The sequence below is a fragment of the Mycobacterium sp. Dal123C01 genome, assembly GCF_052566995.1.
In genome coordinates this window covers 2,552,874-2,572,954 of the sequence record NZ_CP199580.1, presented here as the reverse complement: position 1 = coordinate 2,572,954, position 20,081 = coordinate 2,552,874, and the positions used below count along the sequence as shown (strand labels likewise).

Annotated in this window: 17 protein-coding genes and 1 riboswitch; of the genes, 11 read left to right on the top strand and 6 right to left on the bottom strand. The window is 65.2% G+C overall.

The features are described from left to right. Positions 1 to 125: 125 nt before the first annotated feature. The 4 genes from ACTXG5_RS12385 (at position 126) to metE (ending at position 5,715) form a co-directional block, all read left to right on the top strand. Complete coding sequence (locus ACTXG5_RS12385; RefSeq protein ID WP_445163922.1) at positions 126 to 1,439, top strand: TetR/AcrR family transcriptional regulator; 1,314 nt, start codon at positions 126 to 128, stop codon at positions 1,437 to 1,439. A 101-nt stretch (positions 1,440 to 1,540) separates the two neighbouring features. Continuing rightward, complete coding sequence (locus tag ACTXG5_RS12380) at positions 1,541 to 2,383, top strand: SDR family oxidoreductase (RefSeq protein ID WP_445163921.1); 843 nt, start codon at positions 1,541 to 1,543, stop codon at positions 2,381 to 2,383. A gap of 19 nt (positions 2,384 to 2,402) precedes the next feature. After that, positions 2,403 to 3,044, top strand: a complete 642-nt coding sequence (locus ACTXG5_RS12375; protein ID WP_445163920.1) for an NAD(P)H-binding protein — start codon at positions 2,403 to 2,405, stop codon at positions 3,042 to 3,044. A gap of 22 nt (positions 3,045 to 3,066) precedes the next feature. Continuing rightward, a riboswitch (cobalamin riboswitch) is annotated at positions 3,067 to 3,304 on the top strand. Between the two features lie 140 nt (positions 3,305 to 3,444). Beyond that, the gene (gene metE / locus ACTXG5_RS12370) at positions 3,445 to 5,715 is read left to right on the top strand and encodes a 5-methyltetrahydropteroyltriglutamate--homocysteine S-methyltransferase (protein WP_445163919.1); all 2,271 of its coding nucleotides are present in this window, start codon (positions 3,445 to 3,447) and stop codon (positions 5,713 to 5,715) included. 68 nt (positions 5,716 to 5,783) lie between these two features. Here the strand turns inward: metE and ACTXG5_RS12365 are convergent, their stop codons facing one another. Beyond that, positions 5,784 to 7,544 (bottom strand): DUF3556 domain-containing protein, encoded by a 1,761-nt coding sequence (locus ACTXG5_RS12365; protein ID WP_445163918.1) that lies wholly within the window; start codon positions 7,542 to 7,544, stop codon positions 5,784 to 5,786. A 121-nt stretch (positions 7,545 to 7,665) separates the two neighbouring features. Here ACTXG5_RS12365 and ACTXG5_RS12360 point away from each other — a divergent pair, with 121 nt between their 5' ends. Both ACTXG5_RS12360 and ACTXG5_RS12355 read left to right on the top strand, forming a co-directional pair. Beyond that, complete coding sequence (locus tag ACTXG5_RS12360; protein ID WP_445163917.1) at positions 7,666 to 7,887, top strand: hypothetical protein; 222 nt, start codon at positions 7,666 to 7,668, stop codon at positions 7,885 to 7,887. A gap of 87 nt (positions 7,888 to 7,974) precedes the next feature. Next, positions 7,975 to 8,196, top strand: coding sequence for a hypothetical protein (locus ACTXG5_RS12355; RefSeq protein ID WP_445163916.1), 222 nt, complete (start codon positions 7,975 to 7,977; stop codon positions 8,194 to 8,196). 3 nt (positions 8,197 to 8,199) lie between these two features. Here the strand turns inward: ACTXG5_RS12355 and ACTXG5_RS12350 are convergent, their stop codons facing one another. Genes ACTXG5_RS12350 through prpD form a run of 3 tightly spaced genes read right to left on the bottom strand, consistent with a single transcriptional unit; the run spans position 8,200 to position 11,755 of the window. Next, positions 8,200 to 9,339, bottom strand: a complete 1,140-nt coding sequence (locus tag ACTXG5_RS12350) for a bifunctional 2-methylcitrate synthase/citrate synthase (protein ID WP_445163915.1) — start codon at positions 9,337 to 9,339, stop codon at positions 8,200 to 8,202. Further along, complete coding sequence (gene prpB, locus ACTXG5_RS12345) at positions 9,336 to 10,253, bottom strand: methylisocitrate lyase (RefSeq protein ID WP_445163914.1); 918 nt, start codon at positions 10,251 to 10,253, stop codon at positions 9,336 to 9,338. Before prpB ends, ACTXG5_RS12350 begins: the two co-directional genes overlap by 4 nt. Then, the gene (prpD, locus tag ACTXG5_RS12340) at positions 10,250 to 11,755 is read right to left on the bottom strand and encodes a 2-methylcitrate dehydratase PrpD (protein ID WP_445163913.1); all 1,506 of its coding nucleotides are present in this window, start codon (positions 11,753 to 11,755) and stop codon (positions 10,250 to 10,252) included. The genes prpB and prpD overlap by 4 nt, the downstream gene beginning before the upstream one ends. Positions 11,756 to 11,811: 56 nt before the next feature. On the opposite strand from prpD, the gene ACTXG5_RS12335 reads away from it, so the two are divergent. From ACTXG5_RS12335 to ACTXG5_RS12325, 3 genes are all read left to right on the top strand, one after another. After that, a complete protein-coding gene (locus tag ACTXG5_RS12335) occupies positions 11,812 to 13,311 on the top strand; it encodes a short-chain fatty acyl-CoA regulator family protein (RefSeq protein ID WP_445163912.1) in 1,500 nt (499 codons plus the stop codon). A gap of 95 nt (positions 13,312 to 13,406) precedes the next feature. Further along, positions 13,407 to 14,771 (top strand): flavin monoamine oxidase family protein, encoded by a 1,365-nt coding sequence (locus ACTXG5_RS12330; protein WP_445163911.1) that lies wholly within the window; start codon positions 13,407 to 13,409, stop codon positions 14,769 to 14,771. Between the two features lie 103 nt (positions 14,772 to 14,874). Continuing rightward, positions 14,875 to 15,927 carry a diguanylate cyclase gene (locus ACTXG5_RS12325; RefSeq protein WP_445163910.1) on the top strand — a complete coding sequence of 351 codons (1,053 nt, stop codon included), beginning with the start codon at positions 14,875 to 14,877 and terminating at the stop codon, positions 15,925 to 15,927. Here the strand turns inward: ACTXG5_RS12325 and ACTXG5_RS12320 are convergent. Beyond that, the gene (locus tag ACTXG5_RS12320; protein WP_445163909.1) at positions 15,924 to 16,436 is read right to left on the bottom strand and encodes a DoxX family protein; all 513 of its coding nucleotides are present in this window, start codon (positions 16,434 to 16,436) and stop codon (positions 15,924 to 15,926) included. The two genes, ACTXG5_RS12325 and ACTXG5_RS12320, sit on opposite strands and share 4 nt — an antisense overlap. Positions 16,437 to 16,614: 178 nt before the next feature. Between ACTXG5_RS12320 and ACTXG5_RS12315 the strand changes: the two genes are divergently transcribed. Next, positions 16,615 to 18,225, top strand: a complete 1,611-nt coding sequence (locus ACTXG5_RS12315; protein WP_445164386.1) for a pyruvate, phosphate dikinase — start codon at positions 16,615 to 16,617, stop codon at positions 18,223 to 18,225. Then, positions 18,222 to 18,836: a MarR family transcriptional regulator gene (locus ACTXG5_RS12310; RefSeq protein ID WP_445163908.1), complete on the top strand. Its 615-nt coding sequence runs from the start codon at positions 18,222 to 18,224 to the stop codon at positions 18,834 to 18,836. Before ACTXG5_RS12315 ends, ACTXG5_RS12310 begins: the two co-directional genes overlap by 4 nt. Before the next feature lies 1 nt (position 18,837). Here the strand turns inward: ACTXG5_RS12310 and ACTXG5_RS12305 are convergent, their stop codons facing one another. Next, the gene (locus ACTXG5_RS12305; protein WP_445164385.1) at positions 18,838 to 20,079 is read right to left on the bottom strand and encodes a WS/DGAT domain-containing protein; all 1,242 of its coding nucleotides are present in this window, start codon (positions 20,077 to 20,079) and stop codon (positions 18,838 to 18,840) included. Positions 20,080 to 20,081 lie beyond the last annotated feature (2 nt).

The following is a 20,081-nucleotide window of genomic DNA, read 5'->3' as shown; positions in this document are numbered from 1 at the left end:
GCAGCGCATTTGAGCCGGTTCCTGATCGGGCAATCTGATAGCCTTTAACAAAGATTTGGTTCGGCAGGAGGACGAATGCGTAGGTGCGCCCAGTCCCAGTCCTCTCGATATGTGCACCGCTAGCTATGGCCAAAGCCGAAGCCTTGGCTAAGGGCAGGCGCGCGACGGCCGATCGGCTGGGTCAGGCCGGCGGTGACGACTCCGGGACGCGCCGCACCGAGATCCTGCAGACGGCGGCATCTTTGATCGCCTCCTCGGGATTACGAACATCGTTGCAGGAGATCGCCGACGCAGCGGGGATCCTCCCCGGAAGCCTGTATCACCATTTCGAATCCAAAGAAGCGATCCTCGTCGAGCTGATCCGCCGCTATCAGGACGACCTGGACCGCATCGGGCAAACCGCCCAAGCCAGATTGGACGAGGCCGATACGCGGCCGGCGTCCGAGAAGATCATCGAGCTGGGATCGGCGATCGCCAACTGCGCCGTGCGGCACGGGGCCGCGCTGCAGATGTCCTTCTACGAGGGACCCAGCGCGGATCCCGAGCTGATGAAACTGACCCGCGAGCAGCCGGTCGCGATTCAGCAGGCGATGCTGCAAACGCTGCGCGCCGGACGGTGGAGCGGCTACATCAAAGCCGATATCGATCTTCCGATCTTGGCCGATCGCATCTGTCAGACGATGCTGCAGGTCGGCTTGGACGTCATGCGTCACAACTCTCCTGCCGACCAAGTGGCCGAGCTGCTGTGCCGAATCATGTTGCAGGGATTGGCAGCCCGGCCGCCCGCCGATTCCGGGCTGGATCGGTCGAAGGCCTTCGCGGCCGCCAACGATGTCATCGAGTCGTGGGCCGACGACAGCGACGCCGATCCCAGTGACAAGGCGGCCCACGTCCGAGCGGTCGCGCGAACCGAGTTCGGCCGCAAGGGCTATGAAGTCACCACGATCCGCGACATTGCGTCGGCGGCGGGTCTGGGCACCGGCACCGTCTATCGGGTGATCGGATCCAAGGACGAACTTCTGGCCTCGATCATGGAATCGTTCGGGCGCAAGGTCGAGGCGGGGTGGGTCAACGTGCTGCGCGCGAATGCCACACCCATCGAGAAGCTGGACGCGTTGAGCTGGATCAATGTCAATGCGCTGGACCAATTCTCCGACGAATTCCGGATTCAGCTGGCCTGGATGCGACAGTCACCGCCGAACACCCCCAACCCCGGGTGGTTGTATGCGACGCGCCTGCGGCAGATGAAATCGCTGCTCTCCGAAGGAATCCGATCCGGCGAGATCCGCATCGATGTTCCCTCCACCGCGATGCTGTCGCGGTGTGTGATCGGCCTGCAGTGGATACCGGAGAACATTCTGCGTGAGGTCGGGAAACGTGCGGCGCTGGTGCACACCCGTGACACCGTTTTGCGCGGTGCCGCCGTTCGCGGCAAGTAAGACCGTCTAAATTAATCCGCCCTGGTCTTGAACCAAATAACTGTTACCCATACAGTTGGGCAATTAGAACCCGGTTAGCAGTTATCGAGAAGGGGATTTCCATGTCTGTCATCGATCGTTTGCGCTACGACGGCAAGCGCGCGCTCGTTGTCGGCGGCGCGACCGGCATGGGCGCGGCGGCGGCCAAGTCCGCTGCGGAGCTCGGCGCCGAAGTCATCGTGCTGGATTACGCGCCGGTGGACTTTGACGTCGCCAAGTCGATCAGCGTGGACCTGCGCGACCCCGCGTCGATCGACGCCGCGCTCGACGAGGTGGACGGGCCGGTGCACGCCCTGTTCTCGGCCGCCGGTGTGGCCGACGGAGCGACCGACCTGTTGAAGATCAACTTCATCGGCCACCGCCACCTCATCGACCGGTTGCTGGAAAGGAATCAGCTTCCGTCCGGCTCGGCGATCTGCTTCATCTCCTCGGTCGCCGGCATGGGCTGGGAGAACGACCTGGAACTGTTGACGGACTTTTTGGCCACACCGGACTACGCGGCGGCCGTGGCCTGGTCAGAGGCGCACGAGTCGGAAGGCATCATCCACTACGGCACCAGCAAGAAGATCGTCAACGCCTACGTGGCAACCCAGGGTCTTCCCCTGCTGAAGAAGGGCATTCGCATCAACGCGATTTGCCCGGGCCCAACCGATACCCCGCTGGCCCAGGCCAATGCGGACCTGTGGCTGTCCTTCGCCCAGGACTACCGCGAAGAGACTGGCTCCAAGGTCCACACGCCCGAGCAGATGGGTGACGTGATGGCGTTCCTCAACAGCGCCGCGGCGTTCGGCGTCAACGGGATCACGGTGCTGGTGGACTACGGCCACACGATGGCGTCACTCACCAACGCGTACCCGCCGGGCAAGCCCCTCATCGACCTGATCATGGGGAAAGTCAAGCTGTAGCAGCGCTACCGTCGGAGGCATGGCACACATCATCGTCTTCGGCGGCCACGGCAAGGTCGCGCTGCAGCTGTCCCGCATCCTGACCGAGCGTGGCGACGAGGTGACCTCGGTCTTCCGCAATCCCGGACACTCCGACGACGTCGCTGCCACCGGCGCCAAGCCGGTGGTATCCGACATCGAGCAGCTCGACACGCAAGCGCTGGCCGATCTGCTGACCGGGCACGACGCGGTCGTCTTCTCGGCCGGGGCCGGCGGTGGCGAGCCGGCGCGGACCTATGCCGTCGACCGTGACGCCGCGATCCGGGTGATCGACGCCGCCGCCCAGGCGGGCGTCAAACGGTTCGTCATGGTGTCCTACTTCGGCGCGGGCCCCGATCATGGCGTGCCGCAGGATGATCCGTTCTTCGCCTACGCGGAGGCCAAAGCCGCCGCGGACGCCCACCTGCGAGACAGCGAGCTGGAGTGGACGGTACTGGGTCCCGGCAGGCTCACCCTGGAACCGGCGACCGGCAAGATCGTGCTGGCGCAGGGCAACGGTTCCGTCTCGCGCGCTGACGTCGCGCTGGTCGCCGCCGCCGCGCTGGCCGACGATTCGACCGTCCGGCGGACGATCGAATTCAACAATGGAGACGTCCCGATCGTGGACGCTTTGGCGGGCTGATTAGACTCGTTATCGCAGCTGGTCTGCTTGCGCCGCAGCCCGCGGCGCGGCATCGAGCGAAGCAACGTTAGTAACGCTTCGTAAGAGGGAACCCGGTGAGAATCCGGGACTGTCCCGCAACGGTATGCAGGAACGACCGCCGTCAGAGTTTTTAGCAAGCACTGGTCCTGAACGATTGAGACTGGGAAGCGACGGCCATTAGGAGCACCGCCAGGTGCGCGCCTGCGAGTCCGGAGACCTGCCAGCTGTGCCGGGCGCGCCGCGCCCGGCGGCTCATCGCCTCGAGGAATGGGCGTGATGCTGCAGCCGTTGCGGTTAGTGCTCAGGTGCGCACCGCGACCGGATCGGCTGCACGTCCGCCGGCGGTGACCACCACGCCGACTGAAGGACGAGAAATATCGTGACCCCTCAAGCATTTACCGCGACAGTTGTCGGCTCTCCGCGCATTGGCCCCAAACGTGAACTCAAGCGCGCGACCGAAGGTTACTGGGCCGGACGCACCAGCCGAACGGAACTCGAAAACGTCGCCGCCACCTTGCGCCGCGACATGTGGCAGGGCCTGGCCGACGCCGGCCTGGACTCGGTACCGGTGAACACCTTCTCCTACTACGACCAGGTGCTCGACACCGCCGTCTTGCTCGGCGCGCTGCCGGCCCGGGCCGCGCAGGTTCCCGACGACCTGGACCGGTACTTCGCCGCGGCGCGCGGGAACAAAGATGTCGCCCCGCTGGAGATGACCAAGTGGTTCGACACCAACTACCACTACATCGTTCCCGAGATCGAGCCCGCGACAAAGTTTTCGCTGAACCCGGACAAGGTGCTCTCCGAGCTCAAAGAAGCACTCGAACAAGGGATTCCGGCGCGCCCGGTCGTCGTCGGCCCGGTCACCTTCCTGCTGCTGAGCAAGGCCGTCAACGGCGGCGGCGCGCCCATCGACCGGCTGCAGGAGCTGGTGCCGATCTACGCCGAGCTGCTGTCGCTGCTTGCCGACAACGGCGCGCAGTGGGTACAGCTCGACGAGCCGGCGCTGGTGACCGACATCTCCCCCGACGCGCCCGCACTGGCCGAGGCGGTCTACACCGCGCTGGGCAAGGTGACCAACCGGCCCGCCATCTACGTGGCCACCTACTTCGGTGACCCCGGCGACTCGTTGGCGGCGCTGGCCCGCACACCCATCGAGGCAATCGGCATCGACCTCGTCTACGGCGCCGACACCGCGGTGGCGGCGGTGCCCGAGCTGGCCGGCAAGACGCTGGTGGCCGGCGTCGTCGACGGACGCAACATCTGGCGCACCGACCTGGAGGCGGCGCTGGGCAAACTGGCGACCCTGCTGGGCTCGGCGGCCAACGTCGCGGTCTCGACGTCGTGCTCGACCCTGCACGTGCCCTACTCGCTGGAGCCGGAGACCGACCTGGACGACGCGCTGCGCAGCTGGCTGGCGTTCGGGCAGGAGAAGGTCGCCGAGGTGGTGACGCTGGCTCGCGCCCTGCACGAGGGACGCGACGCGGTCGCCGACGAGATCGCCGCGTCCAATGCCGCGGTGGCCTCTCGCAAGAGCGACCCGCGGCTGCACAACGACCGGCTCCGGACTCGCATCGACTCGATCGTCGCGTCCGGCACGCACCGCGGTGACGCCGCCGAACGTCGCGCCAGCCAGGACGAGCGGCTGCACCTGCCGCCGCTGCCGACCACAACGATTGGCTCCTACCCGCAGACCACGGCGATCCGTAAGGCGCGCGCTGCGTTGCGGGCCGGCGAGATCGACGAGGCGGAATACATCAACAGGATGAAGCAGGAGATCGCCGACGTCATCAAGCTGCAGGAAGACCTCGGGATCGACGTGCTGGTGCACGGTGAGCCGGAGCGCAACGACATGGTGCAGTACTTCGCCGAGCAGCTGGAGGGCTTCTTCGCCACCCAGAACGGCTGGGTGCAGTCCTATGGCAGCCGCTGCGTGCGCCCGCCGGTGCTCTACGGCGACGTCGTTCGGACCCACCCGATGACCGTCGAATGGGCTACCTACGCGCAGTCTTTGACCAGCAAGCCGGTGAAGGGCATGTTGACCGGGCCGGTCACGATCCTGGCGTGGTCCTTTGTCCGTGACGATCAGCCGCTGGCCGACACCGCCAACCAGGTGGCGCTGGCCATCCGCGACGAGACCGTCGATCTGCAGACCGCCGGGATCGCCGTCATCCAGGTCGACGAACCCGCGCTGCGTGAGCTGCTGCCGCTGCGTCGCGCCGATCAGGACGAGTACCTGCGTTGGGCCGTGGGGTCGTTCCGGTTGGCTACCTCCGGCGTCGCCGACTCGACGCAGATCCACACGCATCTGTGCTACTCGGAGTTCGGTGAGGTCATCGGGGCCATCGCCGACTTGGATGCGGACGTCACGTCCATCGAGGCGGCGCGCTCGCACATGGAGGTGCTGGACGACCTGAACTCGGTCGGCTTCGCCAACAGTGTGGGCCCGGGTGTCTACGACATCCACTCGCCGCGGGTACCGACCACGGGCGAGATGGCCGAGTCGCTGCGTGCCGCGTTGCGAGCCGTTCCGGCAGAACGGTTGTGGGTCAACCCGGACTGCGGGCTCAAGACCCGCAACACCGAAGAGGTGACGGCGTCGCTGCAGAACATGGTCGCCGCCGCCCAGGAAGTCCGCGCGGGCGCCTAATTTGCGCCGAATCTAACGCCACTGCGATTTTCAATCCGAAATTTCGCAGTGGCGTTAGGTTCGCGGGTTTACTCCTCGGCCTCGGCCTCGGCCTGGGGCTCTTCACCAACATCCGACAGCACCTGGACCGGCACATCGTCGGCCCAGGGCTGCCGGGTGACCATGTCCGCGACGTTGACGATGCCGTGCTCGAACTCACCGGTCGCGGCGTCCACCAGCCGGTAGGCCTGGGTCCGCTTATGGATCGGCTGCGCGTCGAGTAACACGACCCGCACTTCACCGGGCAGGAAGCCGCAGCGCTGCTGCATCGCGGCGATCAGCTGTTCGTTGTGCATGTGGCCGTCGCCGAAATTCCATCCGATGGCGGTGCTGCAGATCCGTTCCCCGTCGGTGATGACGTAGTCGTCCTCGTTCTCACCGGCCATCGCGCGGTGCGCCAGCGTGAACAACGCCCTGCCGTGGGTGTTCATGGCGCGGAACGCATATCCGAGATACATCGGGATCTGTGCGCGATCCTTGCCGTACACCTTCTCCAGCTGGGCCGCGGGCATGCTGGCGATCGAGACGATGTTGTGGTTGATCTTCTTGTCCGCCGAGGCCTTTATGCACCACAGCGTGGTGTCCCAGTTGCCGGCGTAATACCGCATGCCGGGCAAAAACGAGATCTTGCGCGGAAACAGGTTGCCCGCGATGACGATTCCGGCGATGAAAGCGATGAAAATTGCCACTGGCACAGGGCTTTTCAGGTCGGTCAGTCGGGTATGAGCATGGCCGACGAACAGCGAAAGCACGCCGAAGATCATGAACACGTTCCACTCCAGCGGCACGCCCATCGGGATCGCCGTCAGGATGCCGAGGTGAAAGATCACCATGATCGCCGCGGGGACGGCCGTCCACCATCCGCCGTGCGCGACGAATAGGGCTATGGGTACACACATTTCGATGAAGGTGCTCACGTGGGCGAAGAGCCGCGACAGCCGTCCGGGCCGTAGATCGTCGGGGAACTTCTCGAAGAACATCCGCTTGATGACCCGGGGCCGGAACAGTGGATTGTTGGACATCATCGTGGAGATCACGAACGGAAAGTGCTTGTTCAGCTTGGACGTCGCGGCACCCATCCAGATCACCAGGAACACCAGTTTGGCGGCGATGATCATGTCGACACCGCCGAACAGGAACGTCACCGCCAACGTCGCATAGACCTCACCGCGAGCGGCCAGGAAGATCACCTTGTCGCGCAAGCCCAGCACTCCGAGAAGCACCAGGATCACCACGATCCGCCAGGTGGGTATCAACCCGACGTGTGTGCCCAGCTCCGGTACGGGGCCGGTGCCATCGGCGAATAGCGTCAAAAAGGTCGTCAGCAGCAGTGCGGCGTAGAGCGCGATATCCACCAGCGTCCGGGCAGTGCCCTTGGTCGCCGGGACGCGCTTCGGCCACGGGGGCAACCGGATGGTGTCGGGCCGCAGCCAATACAGGATCGAGCCCAGCGGCGGCTTGATCCGGTTGTTCAGCGGACCAAAGCCGCAGCCGAGCCCGATCACCTCGAACAGCATCGTGTAGAGCACGACCTTCTCGAACACGATCGGCTCGGAGTACCACGACGTGACGTGGGTGAACGCCAACCCGCGGGTGGTCGGCACGGCCAGCAGCCACGCGAACAGGACGTACAGCAGAATCTTGCCGACGTAGAACAGGTGCAGCACCACCGGCGTTCCGAAGCCGACCTCGGCCCAGTGCCGGGCCATCGGCCGGATCTTCTCGCTGCGACTGAGCTTGCTCCACTCGTCGATGTCGACCTGCGGCAGTTCGGGTTGGAGAAATCCCATGGTTCCACACACTAGAACCCGTTCTAGACAAGCGTGCTGCGGATCGCGGTTGACAACTTTTGCCCGAAGGTTCTTCGCCGGATAGCGTGAGGTCTTGGCACCTGCTTAGGAGATGTCCATCATGAGCAGACTTCGGTTCCTGATATCGGCCAGCGCGTTGGTAACCGTTACTGCCGCCTCATTCGGCGCCGGGACCGCGTACGGCCAGGCGCCCGCACCGGGTGATCCGTGCCCGGCATTGCACGCCACTACCCAGGACGCCAACGGCCGGACGATGTGGTGCAATCCGACGATGACCGGCAACCACAGCCTGGTCTGGCAGTACGGCGGGCCCGGGGACTAGCCCGCGTACACCCCAATGGCTTTGCCAGTCGATCCGTTCCCGGATACCGTCAGGTTAAGTCGGTGTGTGGCTGAGGAGACGTCCATCATGAGCAGACTTCGGTACGTCGTATTGGCGATCATTACCGCTGCCTCACCGATCACGTTCATCGCCGCGGGCGGTGTTGCCAATGCCGCGCCGCATTCGCCGGGTCAACCGTGCTCGGGGTTGCACGCAACCACCCAGGACGCTAACGGCCGGACGATGTGGTGTGAGCCACCCGGGCCCGAATTTAACGTCCTGTTGTGGCAGTACGGCGGACCCAGCTAGCCGTCAAGCTTGCACTCCGGCCAGTGCCCGCTGCTCGCGCCCCGAGTAAGCACTCAGCGGGCGGATCAGCGCGTTGGATGTGGTCTGCTCGATGATGTGAGCTGTCCATCCGGTGATCCGGCTCATCACGAAAATCGGTGTGAATACTTCGATGTCGAAGCCCATCAGGTGATACGCCGGCCCGGTCGGGAAGTCCAGATTGGGTTTGATTCCGTTAGCGTCGGCCATCCCCTTCTCGAGCACCTGGTAGATGTCGAGCCACTTCTGGCCATCGCGAGCGGCGGCAACGCGTTTGAGGGCTTCCTTCATCGTCGGCACCCGGGAGTCACCGTTCTTGTAGACCCGGTGACCGAAGCCCATGATCTTCTCTTTACGAGAGATCTTGCCCTGCAGCCACTCCGATGCCTTGTCGGCGGTGCCGATTTCGATCATGTCGTGCATGACCGCCTCGTTGGCGCCGCCGTGCAGCGGGCCCTTGAGTGCACCGATGGCGGCCGTGACCGCACTGTAGATGTCGGACTGGGTGGAGGTGACCACCCGGGCGGCGAACGTGGAGGCGTTGAAGCTGTGCTCGGCGTACAGGACCATGGACTGCTCAAACGCATCCACGACCACCTTTTCGGGGACGTCGCCGAAGCACATGTGCAGGAAGTTCTGCGCGTAGTTCATGTGGCTGTGCGGGGCGATGGGGGCCAGCCCGCGCCGGCGGCGCATGTCGGCGGCGACGATGGTGGGCAGCACCGCGAACATGCGCAGTGACTTCGCGTAGTTCGCCGCTTCGCTGCCGTCCTCTTCCTCAGCGTCTTCGGCGCCCATGAAGCTGATCAACGTGCGCATCACGTCCATCGGGTGGCAGCTGTTCGGCAGCTTCTGCAACAGGTCCATCATGGACCGGTTGAGCCGGCGGCCGGCGCGCTCCCGCTGGGTAAACAGTGCCAGCTGTTGGTCGTTGGGCAGTTCGCCGTGCCAGAGCAGGTAGGCCACCTCTTCGAAGCTGCGGTGTGTGGCGAGGTCCTGGACGGCATATCCCCGGTAGGTCAGCGAGTTGGTCTCCGGGACGACCTTGGAGATCGAGGTGGTGTCGACGACAACACCGGCCAGGCCTTTGTAGATGCGTGGCTTGTCTTCGATGTTGCTGCTCATGACGTGACTCCTTCGGTGGCGAAGTTGTAGATGTCCGAATCGAATTGGTTGTAGTCGGAATAGCGGAGCAGCTCGTAAAGCCTGCTGCGGTGCTGCATTTGGTCCAGAAGACCGGACTGCGTTCCGCTGTCCGCGATTTCGCGAAGGCCGACCTCGACGGCGTACATCGCCAGCCGCAGTGTCGTTACCGGGTAAATCACCACGTTGTAGCCGATGTCGGACAGCTGCTTGGCCGTGAGCAGCTCAGACTTGCCGAACTCGGTCATATTGGCCAACAGCGGAGTGTCCACGGCGGCGCGGAACTGCTCGAATTCGGCTGGCGTGTGCAGGGCTTCGGTGAAAATCAAATCGGCGCCCGCATCAGCGTAGGCCTTGGACCGATCGATCGCTGCGGGAATCCCTTCGATACCGGCGGCGTCGGTGCGGGCGCAGACAATGAAATTCGGGTCGCGGCGGGCGGATACCGCGGCCCGCAGTCGTTTGACCATGTCGCTGGCCGGCACCACGGCCTTGCCGTCGAGATGCCCGCAGCGCTTGGGGTTTTCCTGGTCCTCCAGGTGGCAGCCGGCCAGTCCGGCGTCCTCCAGTACGGTCACCGTGCGTGCGGCGCTCATCGGTTCGCCGAAGCCGGTATCGGCGTCGATGAGGGTGGGCAGGTCGGTCACCCCGGCGATTTGCCCACCGCGCGCGCTGACTTCGGTCAGGGTGGTCAGGCCGATGTCGGGCAGACCCAGATCGGCAGAGAGCACCGCGCCGGACACATACACGCCGTCGAATCCGAGCTCTGCGACTAACGTCGCCACCAGCGGCGAGAAGGCCCCCGGAAATCGTTGCAGCCGACCACTTTCCAGCGCCTTGCGGAAACTCACCCGCTTCTGTGCCGCGGGCACGTCGCTGCCGATCAGTCCGCTCATCGGAAGATCCCCGAGGGGATCGTGGGCGCCTTGCCGAGCACGAGCGGACCGACCGTGATGTTGAGCGCACCCAGGGCACCGGCCTGCAGGTCCGGAAGAGCCTCAACGGCCGAGAGGAACCGCTGCTGCTCGGCGTCGGTGACGACACCTTCGGCCAGCTCGGTGAACTTTCCGACGTATTGCTTGCGCTCAAATGGCCTGGCGCCCAACGGGTGGGCGTCGGCGACGGCGATCTCGTCGACGATCACCTCGCCGTTCTTGAGAGTGATCTCCGCACGGGCGCCGAACGCTTTCTCCGCCGGATCGTCTGCGTGATAGCGCCGCGTCCATTCGGGATCTTCGCGCGTGGAGACCTTGTGCCACAGGTCGAGGGTGTCGGCTCGGTGCGCCCGCTCCGGCGCGTAGGACCGTTCGTGATGCCAAGTGCCGTCCTGCAATGCGACCGCGAAGATGTACGGCAGCGAGTGGTCCAGTGTCTCCCGCGAGGCGTCCGGGTCGAACTTCTGCGGGTCTCCCGAGCCGGTTCCGATCACCACGTGGGTGTGATGACTGGTATGCAGCACGATCGTTGCGACCTGATCGAGATCCCCGATACGCTCACGCAGCCGGCGCGCCAGGTCAATTGGCGCCTGACTCTGGTACTCGGCGGAGTGCTCCTTGGTGTAGCTGTCCAGAATCGCGCGCTTCGGTTCGCCCGGTGCGGGCAACGGCACCTGGTAAGTGCGCTCGGGTCCGCCGAGCAGCCAGGCGATGACGCCGTCCTCGCCTTCCCAGATCGGTGCCGGCGATCCCTCACCGCGCATCGCCCGGTCGACCGCCTCGATGGCGATCTTCCCGGCGAAGGCGGGTGCGAACGCTTTCCAGCTGGAGATCAGGCCTTTGCGGGATTGGCGGGTGCTGGTGGTCAGGTGCAGGGCCTGCCCGACCGCCTGATAGATGGTCTCGGCGTCCAACCTCAACATCGTCCCGATGCCCGCGGCCACCGACGGACCCAAATGCGCGACATGGTCGATCTTGTGCTCGTGCAAGCAGATTCCCTTGACCAGATCGATCTGGATCTCGTAAGCGGTGGCCAGACCACGGATCAGGTCGGCGCCACGCACATCGAGTTGCTGCGCGACGGCAACCAGCGGCGGGATGTTGTCACCCGGGTGGGAGTACTCCGCGGCCAAAAAGGTGTCGTGAAAATCAAGCTCGCGTACCGCGACACCATTGGCCCAGGCCGCCCACTCCGGCGAATAGGCGCCCCGCACGCCGAAGACCCGCGCCCCCCGCTTCACCGGGTGCGCCAACGCCTGCTCACGCGCCACCGTGACGGGTCGCCTCGTCACCGAGGCAGCGCTGACGGCGGCATTGTCGATGATCCGGTTCAGCACCATCTCCGCGGTTTGCGGATCGACGGCAACCGGATCGGTAGCGACCTCCGCGATCTTGGCCGCCAGATGCTCACTCCGGGGAAAGTCGTCAGCGCTGCGCCGCGCCCGAACCTCATGCATCAACATAATCCGCACAATATGCAACCCTAACCGCCTTGGAAAGGCCCTGTAAGTGTGTATTTTTGTGTCCTCGATTCGGGAATTTTGCGAACTTTGCGAATACATCGAGGAGTAACATCTCAGCGGTGGCTCGGACCTATTCCAAGACGTTTTCCGGTGCCCGGTTGCGGCGGCTGCGGCAAGAGCGCGGCCTCACCCAGGCCGCGCTGGCCCAGGCCCTGGAGCTGTCCACCAGCTACGTCAACCAGTTGGAAAACGACCAGCGCCCGATCACCGTGTCAGTGCTCATTGCGCTCACCGAACGCTTCGATCTGCCTCCGCAGTACTTCTCCTCCGATACCGACGCGCGGCTGGTCGCCGACCTGTCCGACCTCTTCACCGAAACCGGCGCCGAACACGGGACCTCCCGCATCCAGATCGAAGAATTCGTTGCCCGCATGCCCGAGATCGGCCGCAGCCTGGTCACCGTTCACCGTCGGCTGCGCGATGCCACCGAGGAGCTGGAGGGATATCGATCCCGTGCGACCGCCGAGACCTCGCTGCCGTCCGAACGCCCGATGCCGTTCGAGGAGGTACGGGATTTCTTCTACGACCGCAACAACTACATCGGCGAACTCGACCTTGCCGCGGAGCGGCTTTTCACCGAAAGCGGAATGCGTCCAGGCGGATTGGACATCCAACTGGCCCAGCTGATGCGAGACCAATTCGGCATCGTCGTGGTGATCGACGACGATCTGCCCGAAACGAGTAAGCGCCGCTACGACGCCGATACCAAGGTGCTCAAGGTCGCCCGCTGGTTATTGCCCGGCCAACGCGCCTTCCAAATCGCCACGCAGCTCGCCCTGCTCAGTCAGTCGAACCTGATCTCGGCGATCGTGGCCACCGACCACGAGCTCAGCACCGAATCCCGTGGCGTCGCCCGCGTTGGTCTGGCCAACTACTTCGCCGGAGCGTTCCTGCTCCCCTATACCGAATTTCACCAGGCCGCAGAGGAATTGCGCTATGACATCGACCTGCTGGGGCGCCGGTTCGAGGTGGGCTTCGAGACCGTCTGCCACCGGCTTTCCACCCTGCAGCGTCCGAAGAAACGCGGGGTGCCGTTCATCTTCGTGCGAACCGACAAAGCCGGAAACATCTCAAAGCGCCAGTCGGCCACTGCATTTCATTTCAGCCGGGTGGGCGGCAGCTGTCCGCTGTGGGTGGTGCACGATGCGTTCGCCCAACCGGGCCGGATCGCCCGGCAGGTGGCGCAAATGCCGGACGGCCGGTCCTACTTCTGGGTCGGCAAGACGACTGCCCCTGAGGGCCGCGGCTATTTGGGTCAGCGCAAAAGCTTCGCCGTCGGGTTGGGCTGCGACCTCGCCTATGCCGACAAACTGATCTATTCCACTGGGGTGGTGCTCGATGACCCGACCACCGCCGTTCCGATCGGCGCGGGGTGCAAGATCTGCAACCGCGAAGCGTGCACCCAGCGCGCGTTCCCCTACCTCGGCGGTCGGGTCGTGGTCGACGAGAACGCCGGCAGCAGCTTGCCCTATTCGTCAACCGGCCAGCCGGTTTGAACTGGTTTCATGAATTCCGAGCGAACGTAGTGCTGTCGGCGTCGCGATCGGTGTAGTTTGCTGCTGAACACCCAACTGCAACCCAGGAGCCGGTCATGGCGGACGTCGATTATTGCGTGGTCGGAGCGGGATTCGCCGGTTTGACGGCCGCCTTGCGGTTGAAGCAAGCGGGGCACTCGGTGGCATTGCTGGAGGCGCGCGACCGGGTCGGCGGTCGCACGTTCACCGTGACTCGCGACGACGGCGTCTGGATCGATCGCGGCGGCGCCTGGATCGGGCCGGGCCAGGACCGGATCTACGCGCTGATGGCAGAGTTCGGCGTGCCGGAATACAAGCAACACAACGACGGCGACGCGATGATGGTCATCGGCGGCAAGAAGCACCGCTACGGCGGCAAAATTCCTTGGACGGTGAGCCCGTGGGCGGTCACCAATCTTGGTCTTGGTTTGAACGCCGTGGAGAAGATGTGCAAGACGATTCCGAGCGAGGCCCCTTGGGAGGCCAAGGATGCCGCCGAATGGGACCGGATCAGTCTCGGCGATTGGCTCGAGCGGAATGTCATGTCCAAGCCGGCCATCGAGATGCTCGACATGGCATTGGCCGGCCCCTATACCTGTGCGCCTTCCGAGGTGTCGTTGCTGTGGATGCTGTTGCAGATGGCCTCCGGCGGTGGGCCCGGTTTTGTCATCGGAGGCAAGGACGGCGCCCAGGATGCCCGCCCGGTCGGCGGGATGGGTGCGATCTATCGCCCGATCGTCGCGGAGCTGGGAGATGCGCTGCAGTTGTCTCGGCCGGTCCGGCAGATCACCCAGGACGACAACGGGGTGACGGTCTCGGCGGATGGGTTGACGGTGCGGGCCGGCCGGGTGGTCGTCGCGATCCCGATGGCAATCGCCGGGTCGATCATCTACGAGCCACTGCTGCCGATGGATCGAGCGTTCCTCAATCAGCGGATGCCGGGCGGCGCGGTCATCAAGACCTCCATCTTCTACGACGAGCCGTTCTGGCGCGCAGATGGACTGTCCGGCCAGTCGGCCGCCCCGGGAACACCGGCCACGCTGACCATCGACGCCTGCACGGACACGGCGGATCCCGGGATCATGTGTGTCATCACCGAGGGAACCGCCGCACGTGAGCTGACCCGACTCGACGACGCCGAGCGCAGAGCGGTGATCGTCGGCGAAGTCGTCGACCGGTTCGGCGACAAGGCTAAGTCGCCGGTCGAATACCACGAGCAGAACTGGACCGTCGAACGGTATTCGGGTGGCGGGATGATCAGTCACACACCGACCGGCGTGCTGACGGAGTACGGCCCCGCGCTGCGGGCACCCTGCGGGCGGATCCACTGGGCCGGGACCGAGAGCTCGGCGATTATGTGCGGGTGGGTCGATGGCGCCATTCGCTCCGGAGAGCGTGCCGCGGCCGAAGCGATCTCAGCCGAAACCGTAGCCGTCGCCTAGGCGGAACAGGCCAACCTGGTCATCCCGGGCGTGCACTCCCCAAAGGGCAGTGTCAGAATTGGCCGGACGGCATCACGGGGGCCTGATCAGGAGAGTTGACGGGATGGGCGTTAGCCTCCCAGGCCTTTTCGGCCGCCGAGCCACTCGCGGATACCGACTTCGGCTGCGCGCCAACGCCGGGAGTGGTTTCTATGCCAGGGAACAGGTTCGGCTGCTCCGAATCTATTTGGGCGCCACCACCTTCCTCTATGCCTACGGTGTGACGTTCACCCTGTTTCCGATCCGCCACGACCTGACGTACGCGAATCCGGCGGGCGGCATCGTCGCGATCGGTCTCGGTGTCGCAGCATTGGCCTGGCTTGCCGTCCGACCTGACAGACCCGCGCCCACGACGGCCGTCGCGATCGTGGCCACCCCCATCGTGATGGCCTTCCACGTGGCGATGATCGCCGAGTTCGTCTGCCTGATCGGGCCGGTGTTCCTCGCGATGTACCTGCGCGCCTTTCACTCGCCTCGACGCGGCGCGATCCTGGTTGCGGTGCTCACCGGGGCGTGCGTTCTCGCGCTTGCGGTCGCGCCAACTCCGAAGTTGTCGATCGACTACTTCATTTTCGCGATCGCGATCGTCGGGGCCGCAGAGTCATTCGGGTTGCTGACGCGAGCCCTGGTCAACGCGGCGTGCACCGACCCACTGACGCGCCTGCTCAACCGTGCGGGCTGGGAGATCGCGACCGCCGAGCTGTTGGGGCGAACCCGTTCGGGAGCGGCAACCGTCACCGTCGTTGTGCTCGACATCGACAACTTCAAAACGATCAACGACACTCTGGGCCATCTTGCCGGCGACGAACATCTGATCAGCCGTGCCGACTGCTGGCGAAAACTGGCGCCCGACAATGCCGTACTGGCCAGACTCGGCGGCGACGAGTTCGCGGTGTGCATCGCTGAGGGCCTGGCGTCAGGCAAATCCGAGCAATTCGTCGCCGACATCCGCCTGCACACTCCAGGTACCAGTATTGGCACCGCATCCCAGCGCGGCGCGATTGCCGACATCGCCTCGCTGTATGCGACCGCCGATGCTGATCTGTACGACGCCAAGCGCAAGAAACGTCCGGCCACCCCGGACGCCGACCTGCGTCGCCGCGCTCTAGGAAGCTAGCTGGCCTGTTTGGCCGGCGGCCGGTAGAAGATCAGCAACTGGCCGACGGCGCCGGCGAGGCCGAGCGCCACCGAGAGCAGCAGTCCGTTCCAGCCGATCAGCGGGTCGTTAATGCCGAAGATCACCCAGTCCAGGCTCAGCCTGCCGGGGCCCAGCGTGGCCACGGCAATCGCGGCGATCGCCAGGACCAGGTTGTACTCCCAGCCTTCTTTGACGATGAAGAACCCGTTGTGGCGATGCACGGTCCACGCCGCAACCAGCATCAGCGAGACGAAGCCCGCGGCCGGGATCGGGGTGAGCAGTCCGGCCGCCAAACCCAGCCCCGCGGCAAGTTCGGTGGTGGCGGCCACCGTGGCGTGGAACTTACCCGGCTTCATACCGATGCTCTCGAACCATCGTGCGGTGCCCGGTATCCGGCCGCCGCCGAAGAACTTGTTGTAGCCATGCGCAGCCAATGTCACGCCCAACACCAGCCGCAGGATCAGTAATCCGACGTCATAGGGAGTCATACGTGCAAACCTAGATCATCGGCCCGATCGGATAACAGCAGCGGTGAGCGGCTGGGTCTGCCGATTCGTGTGGGAACATAGCGGGCGTTCCCGCGTTTGCCCGAAAACTAGCTGAACCAGGAGGGGGTGCACCACGGCTCGTATCGCACGAGGCAACAGCACCCCCGAAGACGGATCGATCGGGCATGCGGCCACATCGACCGACGACACCGTGGTGTTGCTGAACGGCGACGCGGACCACCCGCGGGAGATCCTGGGCAACAAAGGCCACGGCATCGAACTGATGCTCCGGCACAACTTGCCGGTACCGCCCGCGTTCTGCATCACCACCGGGGTGGGCCTGCGGTATCTGGTAGAGCCCGCCGCGACGCTGGACGCAATCTGGGGCGACGTGCTCGGCCGGATGAAGTGGCTGGAGGCCGAAACCTCACGCACGTTCGGCAGGGGCCCACGACCGCTGCTGGTCAGCGTGCGCTCGGGGGCCACCCTCTCCATGCCCGGCATGATGGACACGATCCTGAACCTGGGCCTCAACGATGCCGCCGAACAGGCGCTGGCCGCATCGGGGGCCGAGACGTTCGCCCGAGACACCCGGTTGCGGTTCATCCATACCTACCAACGCATCGTGGGCGGGGAATCGCAATCGGTTCCGGCCGACCCGTACGCGCAACTACGCGCGGGCATCGAAGCCGTGTTCGCGTCGTGGAATTCGCCGCGCGCGATTGCCTACCGCGACCACTACGGCCTCGACGATCGGGGTGGCACCGCTGTGGTGGTGCAGGCCATGGTGTTCGGCAATCATGGCCCCAATTCCGGTGCCGGAGCGTTCTTCTCACGCAACCCGATCACCGGCGTCAACGAACCTTTCGGGGAATGGCTACCCGGCGGCCAAGGCGACGACGTGGTCTCGGGGTTGGTCGACGTCGAACCAATCACCGCCCTGCGCGATGAGCAACCGGCTGTCTACGACGAGCTGATGGATGCCGCCCGGACCCTGGAGCGGCTCGGGTCCGACGTGCAGGAGATCGAGTTCACCGTCGAAGACGGCAAACTTTGGCTGCTGCAGACACGGTCGGCGGAGCGCTCGGCGCAGGCGGCGGTGCGCCTGGCGCTGCAACTGCAACACGAGGGACTCATCGAGCCCGCCGAAACACTGCGCCGGCTGACCCCGGCGCATGTCGAGGCCCTGCTGCTGCCCACACTGCAACCGGAAATACGTTTGGCTGCACCACTTTTAGCCAAAGGATTACCCGCATGCCCGGGCGTGGCGTCGGGTAAGGCATACACACAGGTGGACGAGGCACTGGAGGCTGTCGACCGCGGTGAGCACGTCATCCTGGTGCGCGACCACACGCGGCCCGAAGACGTTCTGGGCATGCTGTCCGCGCGGGGCATCGTCACCGAGGTGGGCGGGGCCGCCAGTCACGCGGCGGTGGTCAGCCGCGAACTCGGCCGGGTGGCGGTGGTGGGCTGCGGCCAGGGAACCGCGGCAACGCTGGCCGGCAAGCAGATCACCGTCGACGGCTACGAAGGCGAAGTGCGCGAAGGCAATCTGGCCCCAGCCTCGTGGTCGGAGAACGATACGCCCGAACTACATGAACTCGCCGACATCGCACGGCGCATCAGCCCGCTGCGGGCGCACGACGACGGCGACCACCCGAGGCTGGACGACACCTCCGACGCCGCAGTGCGCGCCGCCCTGGAAAGCGGGCGCACCGACGTGCTTTCGTCCTCCCCGCTAATCGTCATGCTGGCCGCGCTGCGACTGACAGAGCAGGCCAGTCCATGACTGAATTGGTTGTGCTGCAAGCGGTTCGACTCAAGGGCCGGGTAACCTTGGCCGACCTGGCCGCCACCTTGGACGAAGACCTTGACGACGTCACCAACGCCGCCGAACAGCTGACCGAGTCAGGATTACTGGTCGGCGGCGCGACGTTGCGGATCAGTCCCGGCGGTCGCGAGCGCCTGGATGCCCTGCTCGCTGCGGAGCGCAAGGGTATCGACACGGCTGCGATGACCGCCGCCTACGACGACTTCCGAAGCGTTAACCCAGATTTCAAAGCCCTGGTCACCGAGTGGCAGCTCAAAGGCGGCCCCGCGGGCAAGCCCAACGCGCATGACGACGCCGAATACGACGCGGCGGTATTGGCCCGCCTCGACGAGGTACACGCGAGGGTATTGCCGATCATCGACGCGGTCGCGGCACAACTGCCGCGGCTCAACTCCTATTCGTCGAAACTGATTGCAGCACTTGGCAGAATCAAAGCGGGGGACAGCGCCTGGCTGGCCCGCCCGCTCATCGACTCGTACCACACCGTGTGGTTCGAATGGCACGAAGAGCTGATCGGCGCCGCCGGGCTCACCCGCGAGGAAGCGGCCAGATCCGGTGATGCACACTAGGTTACAGCGCGGCGTCCAGACGGTCTAGGTAGTCGTCGATGTCGGCGATCGCCGACTCCGCCGCGTTGACACTGATCGCGATCGTCTCACCGATGCCGTGCACCCCGTGCGTCAGACCCATCACCGGCGACAGCGGCGGGTAGGTGGCCGTCAGCGCCACCGGAACGCCCCCGAAGTTCAGATCGGCGGGACCCCGATTATTGCTGGACACCACGGTGTTGCCCAGCACCTGCGTGGGCCGGGCATCGGGGTCGAACAGCGAAACGCCCCAACGCAGTAGCGGGGCGGGCATCGCGGCGAAGGCTCGATCGGTCGAGCGGGAAGCCGGATGTTCGAAGCGGCGCCGGCCATTGGCGAGATCAACCGCGATCCGCTGCACCCGGGCGCCCCAATCGAGCTGCGGGTAGAGTCCGACGACGACATTCCCGAAATGGTTATGTGCATGTGACACACCGGGTTTAGCCATCGGCACTTCCGCGCCCAGCGAATCGGCCGCGTCGCCGAACAACCCCGACAGTACGGTGGACACCGCGGCCAGCACCGCGACGGTCACGGTAGGACCCGGTATTTGCGAGCGGTGCCGCACCAACGTGCGTATCGAGCGGGCGCCGGCCGAAGGGGCGTTGGTGGGCAGCGGCGGCCGATACCCGATTCCCGGCGCCAGCAGCCCGGCCTGGGTATCGCGAACCAGCCCGCGATGCGTGCGGGCCGCGTCGAGGGCTCGCCAGGGCAAAAAGCCCGCCGATATTGGCTGCACCTCGGGGACCGAGACAGCCCGCCCAAAGAGCCAGGCCCCCATCGCCGAAGCACGAACGCCGTCGGCCAACGCATGTGGGTACTGCAGGATCACAACGGTGCCTGGGCCGCCGAGCCCCGGGACGCCGAAGACCGGCGTGAATACGTGTACCCGCCAGGGCATCCGGCGTATGTCCAACTGGCCATCGGCGAGACCGACAACGGCTGCCAGGCAGCCGTGCCAGCTGCGGTCGACCAAGTCGTGGCAGACCACCTGCTCCGGCCTGACCGGCGCAGGCACCCATTGCGGATACGTCAGCGCGCTTCCCTCGTGGACCCTCATGGTCAGAGCGGGACACGCGCGGGCTCGGCGACAGACCTCGTCGATCCCGGCACCCAGATCGGCGGGTTCGCCGTCGAATGCCCAGAGCTGGAAGTCGTCGTTAGGGACCTTCGCCGACATCCAATAGAACTCCGCATCGACGGCCGCCATCCGGTGTGCCGCCATCG

Excerpts from the sequence above, each read along its gene's own strand:
- ACTXG5_RS12385 (WP_445163922.1), top strand. The coding sequence starts at position 126 with ATGGCCAAAGCCGAAGCCTTGGCTAAGGGCAGGCGCGCGACGGCCGAT.
- ACTXG5_RS12380 (WP_445163921.1), top strand. The coding sequence starts at position 1,541 with ATGTCTGTCATCGATCGTTTGCGCTACGACGGCAAGCGCGCGCTCGTT.
- ACTXG5_RS12375 (WP_445163920.1), top strand. The coding sequence starts at position 2,403 with ATGGCACACATCATCGTCTTCGGCGGCCACGGCAAGGTCGCGCTGCAG.
- ACTXG5_RS12365 (WP_445163918.1), bottom strand. The coding sequence starts at position 7,544 with ATGGGATTTCTCCAACCCGAACTGCCGCAGGTCGACATCGACGAGTGG.
- ACTXG5_RS12360 (WP_445163917.1), top strand. The coding sequence starts at position 7,666 with ATGAGCAGACTTCGGTTCCTGATATCGGCCAGCGCGTTGGTAACCGTT.
- ACTXG5_RS12355 (WP_445163916.1), top strand. The coding sequence starts at position 7,975 with ATGAGCAGACTTCGGTACGTCGTATTGGCGATCATTACCGCTGCCTCA.
- ACTXG5_RS12350 (WP_445163915.1), bottom strand. The coding sequence starts at position 9,339 with ATGAGCAGCAACATCGAAGACAAGCCACGCATCTACAAAGGCCTGGCC.
- prpB (WP_445163914.1), bottom strand. The coding sequence starts at position 10,253 with ATGAGCGGACTGATCGGCAGCGACGTGCCCGCGGCACAGAAGCGGGTG.
- prpD (WP_445163913.1), bottom strand. The coding sequence starts at position 11,755 with ATGTTGATGCATGAGGTTCGGGCGCGGCGCAGCGCTGACGACTTTCCC.
- ACTXG5_RS12330 (WP_445163911.1), top strand. The coding sequence starts at position 13,407 with ATGGCGGACGTCGATTATTGCGTGGTCGGAGCGGGATTCGCCGGTTTG.
- ACTXG5_RS12325 (WP_445163910.1), top strand. The coding sequence starts at position 14,875 with ATGGGCGTTAGCCTCCCAGGCCTTTTCGGCCGCCGAGCCACTCGCGGA.
- ACTXG5_RS12320 (WP_445163909.1), bottom strand. The coding sequence starts at position 16,436 with ATGACTCCCTATGACGTCGGATTACTGATCCTGCGGCTGGTGTTGGGC.
- ACTXG5_RS12310 (WP_445163908.1), top strand. The coding sequence starts at position 18,222 with ATGACTGAATTGGTTGTGCTGCAAGCGGTTCGACTCAAGGGCCGGGTA.
- ACTXG5_RS12305 (WP_445164385.1), bottom strand. The coding sequence starts at position 20,079 with ATGGCGGCACACCGGATGGCGGCCGTCGATGCGGAGTTCTATTGGATG.